General features: G+C 35.1%; 13 protein-coding genes and 1 pseudogene. 11 read left to right on the forward strand and 3 right to left on the reverse strand.

The window, feature by feature from the left end:
* Nucleotides 1-5 precede the first annotated feature (5 nt).
* From BN1242_RS07665 to BN1242_RS07685, 5 genes are all read left to right on the forward strand, one after another.
* On the forward strand, nucleotides 6-884 hold the full coding sequence (locus tag BN1242_RS07665) for a carbohydrate ABC transporter permease (protein WP_062353785.1): 879 nt from the start codon (nucleotides 6-8) through the stop codon (nucleotides 882-884).
* 142 nt (nucleotides 885-1,026) lie between these two features.
* Nucleotides 1,027-2,631, forward strand: a complete 1,605-nt coding sequence (locus BN1242_RS07670; RefSeq protein ID WP_062353789.1) for an ABC transporter substrate-binding protein — start codon at nucleotides 1,027-1,029, stop codon at nucleotides 2,629-2,631.
* A 12-nt stretch (nucleotides 2,632-2,643) separates the two neighbouring features.
* Nucleotides 2,644-4,098 carry a glycoside hydrolase family 32 protein gene (locus BN1242_RS07675; protein WP_062353792.1) on the forward strand — a complete coding sequence of 485 codons (1,455 nt, stop codon included), beginning with the start codon at nucleotides 2,644-2,646 and terminating at the stop codon, nucleotides 4,096-4,098.
* 139 nt (nucleotides 4,099-4,237) lie between these two features.
* A complete protein-coding gene (locus BN1242_RS07680; RefSeq protein WP_238985109.1) occupies nucleotides 4,238-5,206 on the forward strand; it encodes a carbohydrate kinase family protein in 969 nt (322 codons plus the stop codon).
* The gene (locus BN1242_RS07685) at nucleotides 5,193-7,076 is read left to right on the forward strand and encodes a glycoside hydrolase family 32 protein (protein WP_077216141.1); all 1,884 of its coding nucleotides are present in this window, start codon (nucleotides 5,193-5,195) and stop codon (nucleotides 7,074-7,076) included. Before BN1242_RS07680 ends, BN1242_RS07685 begins: the two co-directional genes overlap by 14 nt.
* A gap of 616 nt (nucleotides 7,077-7,692) precedes the next feature.
* Here BN1242_RS07685 and BN1242_RS13940 read toward each other — a convergent pair.
* Both BN1242_RS13940 and BN1242_RS07690 read right to left on the reverse strand, forming a co-directional pair.
* Nucleotides 7,693-7,884 carry a tyrosine-type recombinase/integrase gene (locus tag BN1242_RS13940; protein WP_072136178.1) on the reverse strand — a complete coding sequence of 64 codons (192 nt, stop codon included), beginning with the start codon at nucleotides 7,882-7,884 and terminating at the stop codon, nucleotides 7,693-7,695.
* 58 nt (nucleotides 7,885-7,942) lie between these two features.
* Complete coding sequence (locus BN1242_RS07690; RefSeq protein ID WP_077216142.1) at nucleotides 7,943-8,362, reverse strand: tyrosine-type recombinase/integrase; 420 nt, start codon at nucleotides 8,360-8,362, stop codon at nucleotides 7,943-7,945.
* 52 nt (nucleotides 8,363-8,414) lie between these two features.
* Between BN1242_RS07690 and BN1242_RS07695 the strand changes: the two genes are divergently transcribed.
* Nucleotides 8,415-9,275 (forward strand): HNH endonuclease family protein, encoded by an 861-nt coding sequence (locus tag BN1242_RS07695; RefSeq protein WP_077216143.1) that lies wholly within the window; start codon nucleotides 8,415-8,417, stop codon nucleotides 9,273-9,275.
* Nucleotides 9,276-9,577: 302 nt separating this feature from the next.
* On the opposite strand, the pseudogene BN1242_RS07700 reads toward BN1242_RS07695, so the two are convergent.
* A pseudogene (locus BN1242_RS07700) lies at nucleotides 9,578-10,744 on the reverse strand (IS3 family transposase).
* 81 nt (nucleotides 10,745-10,825) lie between these two features.
* On the opposite strand from BN1242_RS07700, the gene BN1242_RS07710 reads away from it, so the two are divergent.
* From BN1242_RS07710 to BN1242_RS07730, 5 genes are all read left to right on the forward strand, one after another.
* Nucleotides 10,826-12,520, forward strand: a complete 1,695-nt coding sequence (locus BN1242_RS07710) for a hypothetical protein (protein ID WP_062353808.1) — start codon at nucleotides 10,826-10,828, stop codon at nucleotides 12,518-12,520.
* Between the two features lie 51 nt (nucleotides 12,521-12,571).
* Nucleotides 12,572-12,766, forward strand: coding sequence for a hypothetical protein (locus BN1242_RS07715; protein ID WP_062351737.1), 195 nt, complete (start codon nucleotides 12,572-12,574; stop codon nucleotides 12,764-12,766).
* Nucleotides 12,763-13,116: an IS66 family insertion sequence element accessory protein TnpB gene (gene tnpB, locus BN1242_RS07720; RefSeq protein WP_062351739.1), complete on the forward strand. Its 354-nt coding sequence runs from the start codon at nucleotides 12,763-12,765 to the stop codon at nucleotides 13,114-13,116. Before BN1242_RS07715 ends, tnpB begins: the two co-directional genes overlap by 4 nt.
* A gap of 91 nt (nucleotides 13,117-13,207) precedes the next feature.
* A complete protein-coding gene (gene tnpC, locus BN1242_RS07725) occupies nucleotides 13,208-14,779 on the forward strand; it encodes an IS66 family transposase (protein WP_062352944.1) in 1,572 nt (523 codons plus the stop codon).
* A gap of 54 nt (nucleotides 14,780-14,833) precedes the next feature.
* Nucleotides 14,834-15,823: a hypothetical protein gene (locus tag BN1242_RS07730; protein WP_062353811.1), complete on the forward strand. Its 990-nt coding sequence runs from the start codon at nucleotides 14,834-14,836 to the stop codon at nucleotides 15,821-15,823.
* Nucleotides 15,824-15,870 lie beyond the last annotated feature (47 nt).

Consider the following 15,870-nt stretch of genomic DNA (forward strand, 5'->3'; position numbering starts at 1 on the left):
CTTAATTGCATAATGTATCAAAGAATGATAGAGTCATCCTCTTTATCAATAAAATTTTATTGGGTCTCATTGTCTTAATTATACTATTCCCTTTAGTTTATGTTTTGTTAGGTTCATTTTTAGACCCAAAAGTATTGGTCAGCGAAGGCATATCCTTCAATCCGTCTGATTGGACACTTGATGGCTATAGGAGAGTTTTCCAAGAGGGATCGATTGTTAAGGGATTTATAAATTCAATTATCTATGCAGGAAGTTTTACGATAATCACTGTAGTATTAACTGTATTTGCCGCTTATCCTTTATCAATAGATGAATTTAGAGGAAAGAAAGTATTTATGGTATTCTTCTTAATTACGATGTTTTTTAATGGAGGACTAATTCCCACTTATTTATTAATTAAGGATTTGAATTTATTAAATACAGTATGGGCTATTATTTTACCAGGTTCTATTGGGGTTTGGAACATTATCCTTGTTCGTACCTTTTTTAAAGGATTGCCAAAGGAACTGAAGGAAGCAGCGAAGATTGATGGAGCTTCAGAACTACAAATATTTTTCAAAATCATATTCCCACTTTCAAAACCAGTTATTTTCGTTATTGCTTTATATGCTTTTGTAGGGCAATGGAATTCATACTTCGACGCAATGATATATTTAGAGGACCAAGATTTATATCCACTGCAACTCGTATTAAGATCTATTCTTATTCAAAATGAAGTGAAACCAGGAATGATTAATGATATGCAAGCAGCAGCTGAATTAAGTAAGATTGCAGAAAAAATTAAATACGCTTCTATCGTTATTTCAAGCTTACCATTAATCATTATGTACCCATTCTTCCAGAAGTATTTTGAAAAGGGTGTAATGGTTGGTTCATTAAAATAAGAAGTTTAGCAGCTATTGAGTACTTTGAGGAGGTGAGTATACCAGTCATACTAGATAATTATCGGTTTAACTAGAGATGAAAATGTTAAGGCTGTGTATCTAATTCTTACTATAACCAAAAAACAATTAAGGGGGCATTAACTTGAAGAAATCACTAAAGTTTTTAGCTATTTTAGTTCTATTTGGAACTATATTAGTTGGCTGTAGTAATAAGAAGGAAAGTTCTTCTTCGGAGAATTATGAATTAAAAGATATTACTTTTCCATTGGAAGAAAAAGTGACACTTAAATTTATGACACAAAGTTCTCCTTTAGCTCCAAGTGATCCTAACGAAAAACTTATTTTCAAACGACTAGAAGAGCAAACGGGTGTGCACATCGAATGGCAAAACTATACTCGTGAAGCATTTGGGGAAAAAAGAAACTTAGCACTTGCCAGTGGAGAGCTACCAGATGCAATTTTTGATGCGGGATTTAGTAACTATGATTTGTTGAAATACTCAAAGGATGGCTCAATTATTCCGGTAGAGGATTTAATCGATAATTATATGCCAAACTTCAAAAAAGTCTTAGAACAAAGACCAGAGTACAGAAGCTATATTACAGCTCCAGATGGACATATTTACAGTTTCCCTTGGATTGAAGAATTAGGTCATGGGATTGAACGTATTCAAGTAATTGGTGGACTTCCTTGGATTAATGTTGAATGGTTGAATAATTTAGGATTGGAAATGCCTACTGATTACGAAGAATTAAAAGAAGTTTTGATGGCTTTTAAAACACAAGACCCTAATGGTAACGGTCAACCTGATGAAATTCCAATGGGTACAATTATTAATGGATGGGACCAGGACCCGGCAATTATTCTAGGTTCAATTGGATTAGGTGACAATGGTGATCATACAATTGTAACAGAAGAAGGCAAAGTGTTATTTACTGCAATGCAAGAGGGTTATAAAGAACAAATAAAGTATCTTAATGAATTATATGAACTTGGTTTAATAGATGAAGAGGCCTTTGAACAAGATTGGAATACGTTTATTTCTAAAGGTGACAGATACGGCCTATACTTTACATGGGATAAGGCAAACGTTTCTGGAATGAATGATAAATTTGATGTATTGCCTCCTTTAGAAGGTCCAACGGGAGAAAGAATCATTGTTCAACAAAACGGTGGCGTTGGTTTTGATAGAGGTCGAATGGTTATTACAAGTGCTAATAAAAACTTGGAGCTAACTGCAAAATGGATTGACCAATTATATGAGCCAATTCAGTCAGTACAAAATAACTGGGGTACCTATGGTGATACAACGCAACAAAATATCTTTGAACTAGATGAAGAAAAAGGTATGTTAAAGCACATGCCATTAGAAGGTACTGCACCAGTAGAATTAAGAGAAAAAACAAATGTTGCCGGACCGCTTGCAATACTTGAAGAATACTATGGTACTGTTACTACAAAACCCGATGATGCTGCTTGGAGACTTGATTTATTAAAAGAATATATTGTTCCTTACATCAAGAATGAAAACTATTATCCTCATGTGTATTATTCATTAGAAGAAATAGAGGAATTAACAAGGATTGAAACAGATTTATACGATTTTGTTAATAGAAAACGTGCTGAATGGATTCGGAATGGCAAGATTGATGAAGAATGGGATGAATATCTACAGCAACTAGATAAGTTAAAAATTGATACTTGGTTACAATTAAAACAAGAAGTATATGAGAGAACAGTTAACTAGGAGGGCAATTATTTGAAAATTGATCAGAACCAAAAATACAGGCCATCATTACATTTTTCACCAAAGGAAAAATGGCTGAATGATCCAAATGGTTTAGTATTTTTTAAGGGTGAATATCATTTATTCTACCAGCATAATCCGAATGATAGTGTTTGGGGACCGATGCACTGGGGCCATGCCGTTAGTAAAGATTTAATAGAGTGGGAGCAATTAGATATCGCAATATATCCTGATGAATTGGGTACAATATTTTCAGGAAGTGCTGTTATTGACTGGAATAATACAACTGGATTCTTCCCAAACGATCCTGGAATTGTAGCTATTTATACACAACATTTGGATTCTAGTGACGAAACAGGACCTAAGCAAGTACAAAGCATAGCCTATAGTCATGATCATGGAAGAAGTTGGATAAAGTATAATGGAAATCCAGTTCTTACTCATCCGACAAAAGTTGACTTTAGAGATCCAAAAGTATTTTGGTATGAACAAGAGAATAAGTGGATTATGTCACTTGCAACAGGTCAAACTATATCATTTTATTCCTCCCGTAATTTAATTGTTTGGAAGTTTGAAAGTGAATTTGGTGAGAATATTGGCTTTCATGAAGGAGTTTGGGAATGTCCCGACTTGTTCGAGCTTCCAGTTGAAAATTCTGGTGAAAAAAAATGGATGCTAATAGTAAGTGTAGGGGATAACTCTAAGTTAGATGAAGGTTCAAGAAGCCAATACTTTATTGGTTCATTTGATGGTAACACTTTCAAACCTGAACATGAAGAAATCAAATGGCTTGATTATGGTAAGGATAACTATGCTGGTGTTAGCTTTTCAGATATTCCAGAAGAAGATGGAAGAAGAATTTATCTTGCCTGGATGAGCAACTGGCGATATGCCAATCAAGTACCAACTGAAGGCTGGAGAGGGCAAATGACACTGCCTAGGGAGTTGTCGTTGAAAAAAGTAGATGGAGATATCAATGTTGTACAGCGAGTTGTAAAAGAATTGGATTCGTACTTCCAGGTTAAAGAGGAAATAACGGACATTATGATTAATGATGCAAGTCCATTAAGTGTTAATATTAGTGAACGGTTTGTAGATGTGGACTTATCCTTTAAAAATAGTAATTCATCTCTTTACGGGGTAACAGTCCATCATACAAAATCACATTATACTGGTATACACATTGATACAAATAATAATACTTTAACAGTTACTCGTGAGAACAGTGGAGAAGTAGATTTTTCCGATAACTTCTCATTATCACAAAGTATAGTATTAATGGATACTTCAGAGCTGAAATTACGTTTAATAGTTGATTCAGCATCGATAGAATTATTTGTTAATGAGGGTGAGTATTCTTTAACAAGTTTAATTTTTCCGAATTTTGCATGTGAGAGGATTTCTCTATTTAGCGCAGATGGAGAAGTTCAATTAAAAAATGGTAAGTTTTCAGTTCCATCAAAATAGGCACTAGATAAATTGGCCAGAGAGAGTGTTGATTAACACATCTCTGGCTTCTTTAATAAAAAGGTTTCTATAATCAATTTTAGTATTATAATTTTTGTTTTTGGTAATGTGAATTTTTAATGGTAGGTGAATGAATGTGATGAAAGTAACAGCACTGGGGGAAATTTTAATTGATTTTACCCCAGAGGGTAAAGATGAACATGGAAATCCAATTCTAGTCGCAAATCCTGGCGGTGCGCCGGGTAATGTATTAGTTGCTCTTTCTAATTTAGGTTTTAAGACTAATTTTATCGGCAGTGTGGGTAGAGATCAATTTGGTAATCAGTTAGTTTCAACTTTAAAGGAAAAGAATGTTGGTGTAGAGGGAATTGTATATTCTGATATTAACACGACCCTAGCGTTTGTTCACGTTGATGACAAAGGTGATCGCAGCTTTAGCTTTTATCGAAATCCGGGTGCTGATATGATGTTAACAAAGGAAAATGTGAATGTAGAACTTATTAAAAACTCGAATGTTTTTCATGTAGGATCGATATCTATGACAAATGAACCATCCAGGGAAGCAACTTTAGCGGCATTAAAATATGCAAAGAAAAATAATGTAGTGGTTTCTTATGATCCCAATTTGCGTCCACCACTATGGGAGGATTTAGAGGAAGCAAAAGCTCAAATTCTAAACGTTATGGAATATGCGGATATTGTAAAGGTATCTGAGGAAGAACTAGAATTTTTGACTGGCCATAAGGATTTAGAGGCAGGAGCCTTAGAGTTGTATAATCGATATAACCTTACTATTCTCTTTGTTACTATGGGAGAAAAGGGGAGTTGTTTACTTTACAAATCTAAATGGCTTAATAGTGCTGGTATTAAAGTAAAAGCAGTGGATACGACTGGATGTGGGGATGCGTTTTTTGCAGGAGTTCTTTTTCATATATTAACAAACCACTTATTAGAAAGAGAGCTAGAGAATCGAGACTTGGAACAACTATTAGAGTTTGGGAATATAATCGGTTCCTATGTAGCTTTAAAAAATGGTGGTATTCCAGCAATGCCAACATTATCTGAATTGGAAGCCTATAGAGAGAGTTTAGTTAATGATTCTAATTAGGAAGGAACAAAAAAACTTGGAAAAGAAATTGTTCATTGCTATTATTGCTGCTATCTTTTTACTTATGGGATGTAATCTTTTTTATGAGGGAGAGGTAGAGAAAAAATTGAAAGAATCGAGACCAGAAAATATGAAACCTGCTACTTCTGATTATTACACAGAGATTTATCGGCCCCAATATCACTTTTCAACTCCTTCAGGTAATTTAGCTGATCCAAATGGTCTTGTTTATTTTGAAGGTGAATACCATTTATTCCATCAGAAAAATGGGAATTGGGCCCATGCTATCAGTAAGGACTTACTTCATTGGCAGCATTTTCCTGTTGCGTTAGAACATGACAAACTTGGTCAGGCTTTATCAGGAAGTGTAGTTGTTGATAGAAAAGATATGACAGGATTTTTTGGAGGTAAAGCAGGTCTTGTTGCTATTTATACAAGTACAGAAGGCGGACAAGCCCAAAGTATTGCCTATAGTAAGGATAATGGAAGGACTTGGGAACGGTATGAAAATAATCCAGTGATACCAAACCCAGGTTTAAAGGACTTTCGTGATCCTAAAGTGTTTTGGCATGAGGAATCAAAAAAATGGGTTATGGCTGTTTCGACTAATCAGAGTGTCACCTTTTATAATTCTAATAATCTCATTGACTGGCAGTTTCAAAGCCAATTTGGTGATAATGAAGGATCCCATGTTGCTGTTTGGGAGTGTCCAGATTTATTTCAGTTACCTGTAGATGGAGATAAGAAAAATCAAAAATGGGTTCTACATGTTAGCGTTGGTGATAATAATATAACTAATGGTTCGACTGCCCAATACTTTATTGGTGAATTTGACGGGAAAACTTTTATAAATGATAACTCGTCAGAAACAGTTCTAATAACAGATTTTGGCCAGGACTTTTATGCTGCACAAACATTTTCAGATATACCAAAGAAAGGCGGTCGACGAATTTGGTTAGGTTGGATGGCAAATTGGCGTTATCCTTATCAGTCACCAACTGAACCTTGGATGGGTTCCATGTCAATCCCACGCCAATTATCTTTAAAAACAACTGAAGACGGAAGTATTATTTTGTTTCAAGAGCCTATTGAGGAGCTAAAAACATTAAGGGTAGACAATATAACAATTGAACCTTTTGAAATGGAAGGGGAATGGAAAATTAGTGAATTCACTGGAGTCAATTACGAGTTTGAAGCAACAGTTGAATGGGAAGACCTGGAGGAATTTGGTATACGCCTTCGAAAATCAGATACAGAGGAAACAGTTTTTGGTTATAGTGCCAGTGAGAACAAAATTTTCCTGGATCGCTCCCATAACGGATTAGATAGTATTATCTCACGAAGTGGGGATTCATTTCAGTTTGGTAGAAAATATGATACTGATTACAATTCTAAAAATGGCCATATGAAAATACGGGGCTTTGTCGACGAATCCTCTGTTGAACTATTTATTAATGATGGTGAATACAGTTTTACTAATTTAATTTACTCAGAACCAACAAGTAATGAAATTGAATTGTATTCAAAGGGTGGAATGATAAATATTACTAATCTCGAATTTCACCACCTTTATTCGACTTGGAGAGAACGACCTTTGGATGATGAGATTGAAAGAATAATGATAAACGAAGAGTATGTTACATTAAAAGCAGGTGACACAAAAACTATTAAGGCAATTTTAAAACCTGATTGGATAGGGGATGGAACATTTTCTTGGATAGCTGAGAACGATGGTATTTTGAGTCTTAACTCAATCGATAATTATAGTGTGTTAATTCAGGCGATTTCACCTGGTGTAACGAATGTAATTGTCAAGGATAAACAAGGAGACGCATTTGAAAAAAAGGTGAGAGTTAGGGTTTTGGAATAGGAGTGTAGTTGGAAAACCTCTGTTACAATTTGACCCTGCTAAGTCTATCATGTTATTTAAAATTGTATGGAATTTCAATACTACCGTCATTTCATGTTATCAATAGCAAGTTATCAAACGAGGCAAATTAGTTTAAATGTAAAACTAGGGGTGGATAAAATCAGAAAAATAGTTTGGGATAAATCAATTAACCTAATTCATCGGTAAATTAATGTGCAAATCCCATTAATCCATCTTTGATATATTTTTAGGTATTAGATTTAATAATCGATAGGGGTAAACAGACAGGGAATAATAAATAAATTTATTTAGATCTGACTTGAACTAAAAATGGTTAGTGAAGAATTTGTGGAGTATAGGGGCAAAAGCTAACAAATGCTAACATTTGCTAACGCAATGAAGAAAAAACATATAAAAAAATGTAAAATATTGAAAAACGTTGATTTACCGCACTTTTAAGACATTAGGTGAAAGGTATGACACCCCTTCACCTAATGGGAGGCATGATGTGTAATAAGTTCATGAAAACCTTGATATATAGGGGTTTTTAAGTGGATAAAAGCTAAATGCTCATAATTTTGCTCGTAGGAAGCAAAAGTTGCTCATATTATAATGATTAAAGAAGGTCTTTCATCGGTTTACTAAACTGTTGAGAGACCTTTTCTTCCTTATTGGAGATTATATGAGCATAGATATTCATTGTCGTATTAATATTTGTATGTCCTAATCGTTGTTGTATTTCCTTAACTCCAACCCCCGCTTCAATTAGAAGTGATGTATGGATATGTCTGAATGAATGAGGTGTAATTTTTTTTTAATACCCGCCATTTTAACAGACGTTTTAGTCTAATTTCTACTACTTTTCTTTATTGTGGATGACCATCATTTCTAGCAAAGATAAACTGATTATCATGATAAAAATCTCCCTGTTGTAGTTTTAATTCTTTTTGTTTTATCTCATGTCTCTTTAACATTTTTACAAGCATTGCATCAATTCGAATCGTACAAATCGATCCAACTGTTTTAGGTGTAAGAAGTTCATATTCCTTTATATTGTTGCGTGGGTTATATAAGGTTTTCGTAACACGTAAAGAGTTTATATCTTTATTAAAATCACTCCACTTAAGGGCAAGTAGTTCTCCAATACGTAAACCAGTATAGGCTATTGTTGTGAAAAGTAAATAATCCATTTCTAATCCATCTGATTTAGCTAATTGTAAAAAATGTGCAAGTTCCTCTTTTTCTAAGAACTTTACTTCGTCCTCTTGATTTTCAATATCCTCAATTGAAGTATCGTTAGGACGAGATAGATTTAATAAGTTATTTGATCATATACGAATGATAATCCAAAAAAGAAAGGGGAGTGCAAATTATAAGGATGAGTACGAGGATATCTTTTCTAGAATAACAGGAAAGCAGTTTATTAATGATGTATTGATTCCATATAGTGAGATTTATTTGGAACTCATTGATTACAGATCCTATTATGGCGATCAACCTAAGATAATAAAAATATTAAGTTTACTTAATCGCATTGATAATAATGACTGGATTCCAGTCGCAATGTATTATATTCAAGAATATAATGAAAAACTAGGAGAGTTTTTAGGTTTACTTGAACAGTTCGCAAGTATTGCCATGGTGTTACGAAAAAACTTTAATTGGCGAATGTCTAAGTATTCACAGATACTAAGGCAAATGGAAAAAGGTGTTGACGTGTTTTCTAGAGATTCTTTATTAAGAGTATCAGATGATGATAAAAGAGCGGTTCTAGAAAAATTAAATGGTGATGTGTACACAGAGTTAAAAGATACTGTAAGAAGGTACGTATTACTTCGTATAGATTCATTGCTAACTAAGGGACAACCATTCTATGATCATTCTGTTATTACTGTTGAGCACGTCCTACCGCAAACACCAAAAGAAGGTAGTGAGTGGTTACAAAATTTCCATGATCCATCTGATTACGTACATAAACTTGGTAATTTGGTTCTATTGACACGATCAAAGAATTCCCAAGCTAGAAACTATGATTTTAATAAAAAGAAAACATCATATTTTCAACCTAAAAATGGAGTTACGACCTTTGCATTAACTACGCAAGTCATCCAAGAGGACAAATGGACACCTGAGGTTCTCGAAAAAAGACAATGGTATGTCAACACTAAGTTGGACAATTTTTTAAGGTACTTAGCTTAAACTTATTATTTTATATGATTGATAAATAATGACAGTTAAAAAGGCATACATCTGCTCGTCCGCCACCATTGACTTTGCTTTTGTCAGTGTAGTGGAATTAACGCAGGTCGGCAAAAGAAAAGCCCTTAGAGCTCACCTGCAGATAAATTGTAACACTGACAAATCGATTCTAAGTATTCGCTGGTGGGGCCCCGCCCCCTTCCATCGCCTACTAAGAATCGGGCGCTACAGTAAATGGCAAGCAGCTATCGCTGTGGCTCTGAGGATCACCTTTCTTTTTCTTTCGCCCGATAAGTTCTTTCCTAAACAGTGGTATTCGTTCCAACCAGCTGCTTTTCTTTGAATTCCTTTGGCGTTAAGTAATCTAGAGATCCATGAATTCGGATGTTATTAAACCAATTAACATAATCAAATAGCTCAAGATCAAGCTCTTGTTGACTATCAAAAACTCTACCACTAACGAATTCTGTTTTAATCGTTTTGAACGTTGCTTCGGCAACTGCATTGTCATAAGGTGTTCCTTTTTCACTTAAGGATCTTGCGATTCCAAACGTCTCTAATGCCTGGTCTATGAGTTTGTTTTTAAACTCACTGCCTCGATCCGTATGAAATAATTCTAGGCGATTCAAGTTGTATTTTACTGTTGAAAAAGCACGTTGAACTAGCTCGGCATTTTTATTAGGACCAGCACTATAACCAATAATTTCACGATTATATAAATCTACTAAAACACAAATATAATACCAGTTTTGTTTGACTCGAACGTATGTTAAATCACTCACAATAACTTTTAATTCTTGGTCCTGATTAAATTCACGATTTAGCACGTTTCCAATTTCAGACTCATTTACTGTTGATTTTCTAGGTTTAAATTGAGCGACTGTATATTTAGAGACAAGTCCTTGTTCTTTCATTATTCGCCCAATACGGCGGCGTGACACTGTCCAGCCTTGCTTTTGAAGCTCTTTTTTGATTTTTCTTTGACCATAAATGTTCCGACTATCTTTAAAGATTTTTACGATTAAATCTGTTAATTCATCATCTTGATTATCTCGAATTTCCGCCTCATAATAGTACGTGCTTCTCGGAAGTTGTAGGACGGCGCACATTGTGACTGACGCTTTGCTTTCGTCACAGAAAAACTGCTGATATCGAGTATTTATGACGGTTATTCCGGATCACATCTACTTTCGTCCCATTATCAGCGCGGCTTGCTTTAAAATATCATTCTCCATCATCAATCTTTGATTTTCTTTGCGGAGCCTAATTAACTCTTCCTGTTCTGGTGTTCTATTGTCCTTTTCTTCAAAGGAACCACTTGTTTTATGCTGGCGAACCCATTTATCAAAGGAGGATGCCGTTAGTTCATATTCTTTGATAATTTCGCTTCTAGGTTTACCTGATAGGTGTAGCTGAACGATTTGTTCTTTAAATTCTTTTGTGAATGTTCTTCTTGCTCTTTTGGTCATAATTAATTCGCTCCTGACTTTTATGAATTAAGCTTATATGACCTTAACGAATCTGTCCAACTAAGTGTAACCTATCCAGATGTGTTAATAGATAAACTTTTGTGGGGAAGAAATGAACAAGATGTAATCAAACGTAAAGTTATTTCAGCATGTGCTTTATTTGAACATCTTGGTTTTGATAGCGAGGTCTCAGAACAACGTCAGTATGTTACTGAGAATATATGTAAGATCAATAATGAAGATTTTTATGAAGCTTGTCAGTACTTTATAGATAGGGGAATATTGGATGTAAGAGGCAGGTTCATCAGAGTTACACCTCAACCTTTAGCAATACGCCTGACTGCAGAATGGTGGAAAAATTGCCCACCTGAAAGGGCGTATCAAATTGTAACATCTGATATGCGAAATGGGATGTCGGAGGCACTCTGTGATCAAATGGCAAAACTGCATTTTCTACCTAAAGCACAAGAATTAACAAATAGCTTATGTGGAGAACAGGCCCCTTTTGGCCAAGCGGAAGTTCTAAATTCTGAAAAGGGTTCCCGTCTCTTCCGTTCTTTAGTAGAGGTGAACCCTAGAGCAACAGCTAGAGCTCTATATAGGGTCTTTGGTTCTATGAGTATTGAAGAATTATTACAAGTTGGACCAGGGAGAAGGAATTTAATATGGGCATTAGAAAAGTTGTGTTTCTGGGAGGAAACATTTGAAACTGCTTCAAAAACATTGGCATTATTTGCTGCAGCAGAGAATGAAAGTTGGGGTAATAATGCAACTGGGCAATTCTTACAACTGTTTCATTTTGTATTATCGGGTACACAAGCACCTCCAGAATTAAGAATAAGGATACTAGATTATTGCTTAGAATCACAATTCCCAGAATTACGTCTATTAGGAGTAGAAGCATTAGGACACGCCTTACAGACTCATCATTTTAATCGTATGATTGGAGTTGAAAGACAAGGGAGTAGACCAATTCAACAGGAATGGAGGCCAAAAACTTGGGATGAGGTGTTCATGTACTGGAGATGCACACTTGAAAGGTTAACTCAAATAGCTGTAGAGAATTGTGAAGAAATGTCTGAGAAGGCATTGGAGTTAATAGCTCAAAATATAAGAGGATTAGTTTCTTATGGTAGAGTAGAAGAAATTGAAAAATCCCTTAGGACTATAACTGATGAAAATGGCCCGTTCTGGCCGAGTGCACTAGGAAGTATAAAAGATACTATTAAGTTTGATGGCTCTAAAATACCTGAGGAAGGACTAGAACGTCTCCGTAAATGGGCTGGATGGTTACAGCCAGATAATTTTGTAGATCAAATTAAATTGTACGTAAGCATTCCAAAATGGGATCACGAAAAAGAAGAAGACGGCCACTATATTGACATTTCGGCTGAAAAAGCAAAAGAGTTCGCATTACACACGATTGAAAACAACTACGATAAGTTACTTGATAATTTACAATTAGTTTTAACTGGAGAGCAAAGAAAAGGTTATATTTTTGGCCATGAAATAGGACGTTTAGTAAAAGATTCATATTCATTATTATCTAAGATAATTAGTTCTTTACAAGAAATGGCTATCAAAGCTAAGTTAGACGTTAACTTGTCTTTTGTCGGTGGTGTTTTAGCAGCTATTCAGAGTAATAATCGAGAACTTGTAACTAACTTTTTGGAAGGGGTATCAGAAGATCCTAACATTAATCAATTCACTATTGAATTAACCCGGTTTATCAACATTTCTAACGTAAGCCCCCATTCAAACAACGCATATAATTGAGCAGCACCTCTTGATAAAATTTAGATATCGATTAAAGGAGGTGCTTTTCATATGCCTGAACAAAAACTTACTATCATCCCCGTTACATTGCATCCCGAAACCGAAAAAGTTACATCTTCAATACCAACAAAAACTTTTTTCAATTCAACTTGTACGATCAAATCGGGCAACGTTGAAATTTTCCTCTCTAACGGCGTTGATGAGCACATCATCCAAACCGTAATGAGGGAGATGAAAAATCTATGAGGCACGATTATACGAGTGTCAAAAACATCTACATTATCTGTGGTAAAACAGATATGAGAAAAGGAATCGATGGGTTAGCTACTCTCATTCAAGATTCCTTCGAACTTGATCCATACGGAGATTCGATTTTCTTATTTTCCGGATGGAGCAAAGATCGCTATAAGTGTTTATATTTTGACGGAGATGGCTTCGCCATGCTTTATAAGCGTTTAGATAAAGGAAAGCTCCAATGGCCAAAAAACGAAAACGAAGTGCAAAACTTAACGCAGCAAGAGCTTCGCTGGCTTCTTGAAGGGTTATCAATTCAACAGCCAAAAGCTATTCAGCAATCATCAAAAGGAATCTTTTGATTTCTATTAAAATTTAACTTTTACTATTTTCCCACTGATGTTCGAATGATATACTTGAACTATCTTATTTGAACGAAAAGTGGTGAATCTAATGGCTAATGCTTCTACTAATAATCAGAATCAATATAAGAAATTAATTCAGCTTCTCGAAGAACAATTGGCTCATTCTAATCAACAGAATGAAGCATTATCCAAACAGATTGAATCATTAACCGAGCAAGTTCGCTATTTAACGAAACTTTTATATGGATCAAAAACAGAGAAATCTAAATATAATGCGCCCAATGGACAAACATCATTATTTGATAATGATCCGTCTTTTAATGAATCTGAGCACACAGAAGAACAAAGCCAACAGATGGTATCTTATACTGTTGTACGTAAAGCTCAAAATAAAAAACGAAATGATTCATTACATGACAATGTTGAAGTGAAGGCTATTCATCATCATCCAGAGAATACAATTTGTGACTGTTGCCAAGGCCAAATGACAGAAATAGGTAGCAAAGTCATACGTGAGGAAGCTAAATTTATTCCAGCAAGAATGGAGAAAGTTCAGCATATTGAGCATGCCTATGAATGTAAAAAATGCAAAAGTGACTTATATCAAAAATCGCAAATAAAGCGCGGCAAAGCACCACAGCCTCCCATTCAACGGAGCATCGCAGGTCCTAGTGTACTCGCCAAAGTAATTTACGATAAATTTTCACAATACTTACCTCTTTACCGACAGGTAAAGGAATGGGAACGTTTCGGTTTAACTACGAATGATAAAAACCTCTCGAATTGGGTTATTCGAGCATCACATGATTGGCTCTTGCCTATTTATGACCGAATGAAGTGTATATTGTTGGCTAAATCAATATTACACGTTGATGAGACTTATGGGCAAATTATCAATCGGTCAGATGGAAAACCTGGTCAGTCTAATGCTTATAATTGGGTTTACCGAAGTGTGCCTAATCAAGGTCCAACCATCGTACTTTTTCAAAGCTCTTTATCACGAGCTCGATCTGTTCTTGAGGGCTTCATTGGTGATTATTCTGGAACGATTATCTGCGATGGTTATTCCGCTTATGACAATATTAAAGGGGTCAACTTCGCAAATTGTTGGGCTCATGTTCGCCGTTATTGGTTAAAGGCCGAAAGTAAAAATGGACGAATCGGTGTAAAATATTGCGATGATTTATTTCAACTTGAAAGGGAATTTAAACATTTGTCTCCAGGCAAACGTAAAAAGAAACGCAAAAAATATTCGAAACCGATTGTTGATAAGTTCTTTAACTGGGTAGAAAACTCACCATTCTTTGGGAAAAATGCAATCGCTAAAGCAGCTGAGTACACGCTCAAACGAGCGAAGGAACTAAAGGCATTTCTAAATGATGGCAGAATTGAAATGCATAATAATCCCGCTGAAAACGCCATCCGTCCTAATGTTATTGGACGCAAAAATTGGCTGTTTTCTGTTAGCGAAGCTGGAGCAAAAGCAAATGCAATTTGTTTAAGTATCGCAGAGACAGCTAAAGCAAATGGTGTGGATTTTTATCGGTATCTTGTAAAATTACTGAAGGATTTACCAAATTTAGATATTCATAGAAATCCAGATGTTATAAATTTGTACTTGCCTTGGTCGAAGATGATCCGAAAAGAATGTAGCATATAAAATGAAATAACCGTGAATCCGAATTGAAAAATCAGGATTTTACGGTTATTTGGCATGCGTACCCTTGAAGGTGCGCATTTTCTTATTTCGGGCTTACTTTCTAACCAGGATTTATTGAGAATCCTGAGGTTATTAAGGGAAGGGAAAGTTAATGTTAATACTCTACACGCTTTTTCGTATGGTAGTGTTTTAGACCACCTAACCCCAAATGTGGTTTTGGATTTTACTTCAGAGATAATTGAGAGTGATGAAGAAGGGATTTCGGTTGGTTGGCGGATTCTCTTTATGTACGTTCATGATGATGACGAAAAGTTTAAAACATTACTAAGTACTTTCAGGAAAATACTTCATTTACCGGGTTTATTAACTAACGGTAAAATTGATTGCTATGAAATTCAAGTAGTTATAAAAAAGCTTATATATTTTAATGATGATAGAGAGCACCTTGTTACCTCTTTAACTAGTGAGATAACAAATTCATTTGATGGTAGGTTGAGTCTGGACCAGATTAGAGACTTAAGGAGCTATGTAAGTATATTATTAGATTCTAGTTGGGAGCATAGTTGGCCGGTGTTAAGCGGAGCATTGTTGTCTAGCGATAAGACTGTTGTTTATAATGTAATTGAGATATTAGAACCAAGTATGATAACCGAAGAAACTTGGTTACTAGAAAAAATTCCAAAAGAAATCTTAGAAAAATGGTGCAAAGTACATGAAAATGGTCCAGAGATACTTTCAGCAATTGTACCTGTGATGGCGGATAGAGACGAACAAAGAGTTAACATACATCCGTTGTCAAAGTATTTAGTATTTGAGCATGGTTACAGTGATCGGGTGTTGTCTAATATTAGTAGGCGACTTGGTACTTTTAGTTGGTCTGGATCCTTAATACCCTTTTATACGGAACAACTCTCCATATTTAAATCATTTAAAAATCACAAATTAGAAAATGTTAGGGTTTGGGCTCATGCTCATATCGAAGGATTAACTAAACAAATTGATCTAGAAAGACAAAGAGAAGAAGAAAATGTATTAGGATTATGAATAATTAGGAACAAAGTATCTGCCGCATTTTTACTATATTTTGTTCT

Origin of the sequence: Bacillus kwashiorkori, from assembly GCF_001375515.1 — a bacterium.
In the GTDB taxonomy this organism is placed as follows: Bacteria; Bacillota; Bacilli; order Bacillales; family Caldibacillaceae; genus Bacillus_BK; species Bacillus_BK kwashiorkori.

Excerpts from the sequence above, each read along its gene's own strand:
- BN1242_RS07680 (WP_238985109.1), top strand. The coding sequence starts at position 4,238 with ATGAAAGTAACAGCACTGGGGGAAATTTTAATTGATTTTACCCCAGAG.
- BN1242_RS07685 (WP_077216141.1), top strand. The coding sequence starts at position 5,193 with ATGATTCTAATTAGGAAGGAACAAAAAAACTTGGAAAAGAAATTGTTC.
- BN1242_RS07695 (WP_077216143.1), top strand. The coding sequence starts at position 8,415 with ATGATAATCCAAAAAAGAAAGGGGAGTGCAAATTATAAGGATGAGTAC.
- BN1242_RS07715 (WP_062351737.1), top strand. The coding sequence starts at position 12,572 with ATGCCTGAACAAAAACTTACTATCATCCCCGTTACATTGCATCCCGAA.
- tnpB (WP_062351739.1), top strand. The coding sequence starts at position 12,763 with ATGAGGCACGATTATACGAGTGTCAAAAACATCTACATTATCTGTGGT.
- tnpC (WP_062352944.1), top strand. The coding sequence starts at position 13,208 with ATGGCTAATGCTTCTACTAATAATCAGAATCAATATAAGAAATTAATT.
- BN1242_RS07730 (WP_062353811.1), top strand. The coding sequence starts at position 14,834 with ATGCGTACCCTTGAAGGTGCGCATTTTCTTATTTCGGGCTTACTTTCT.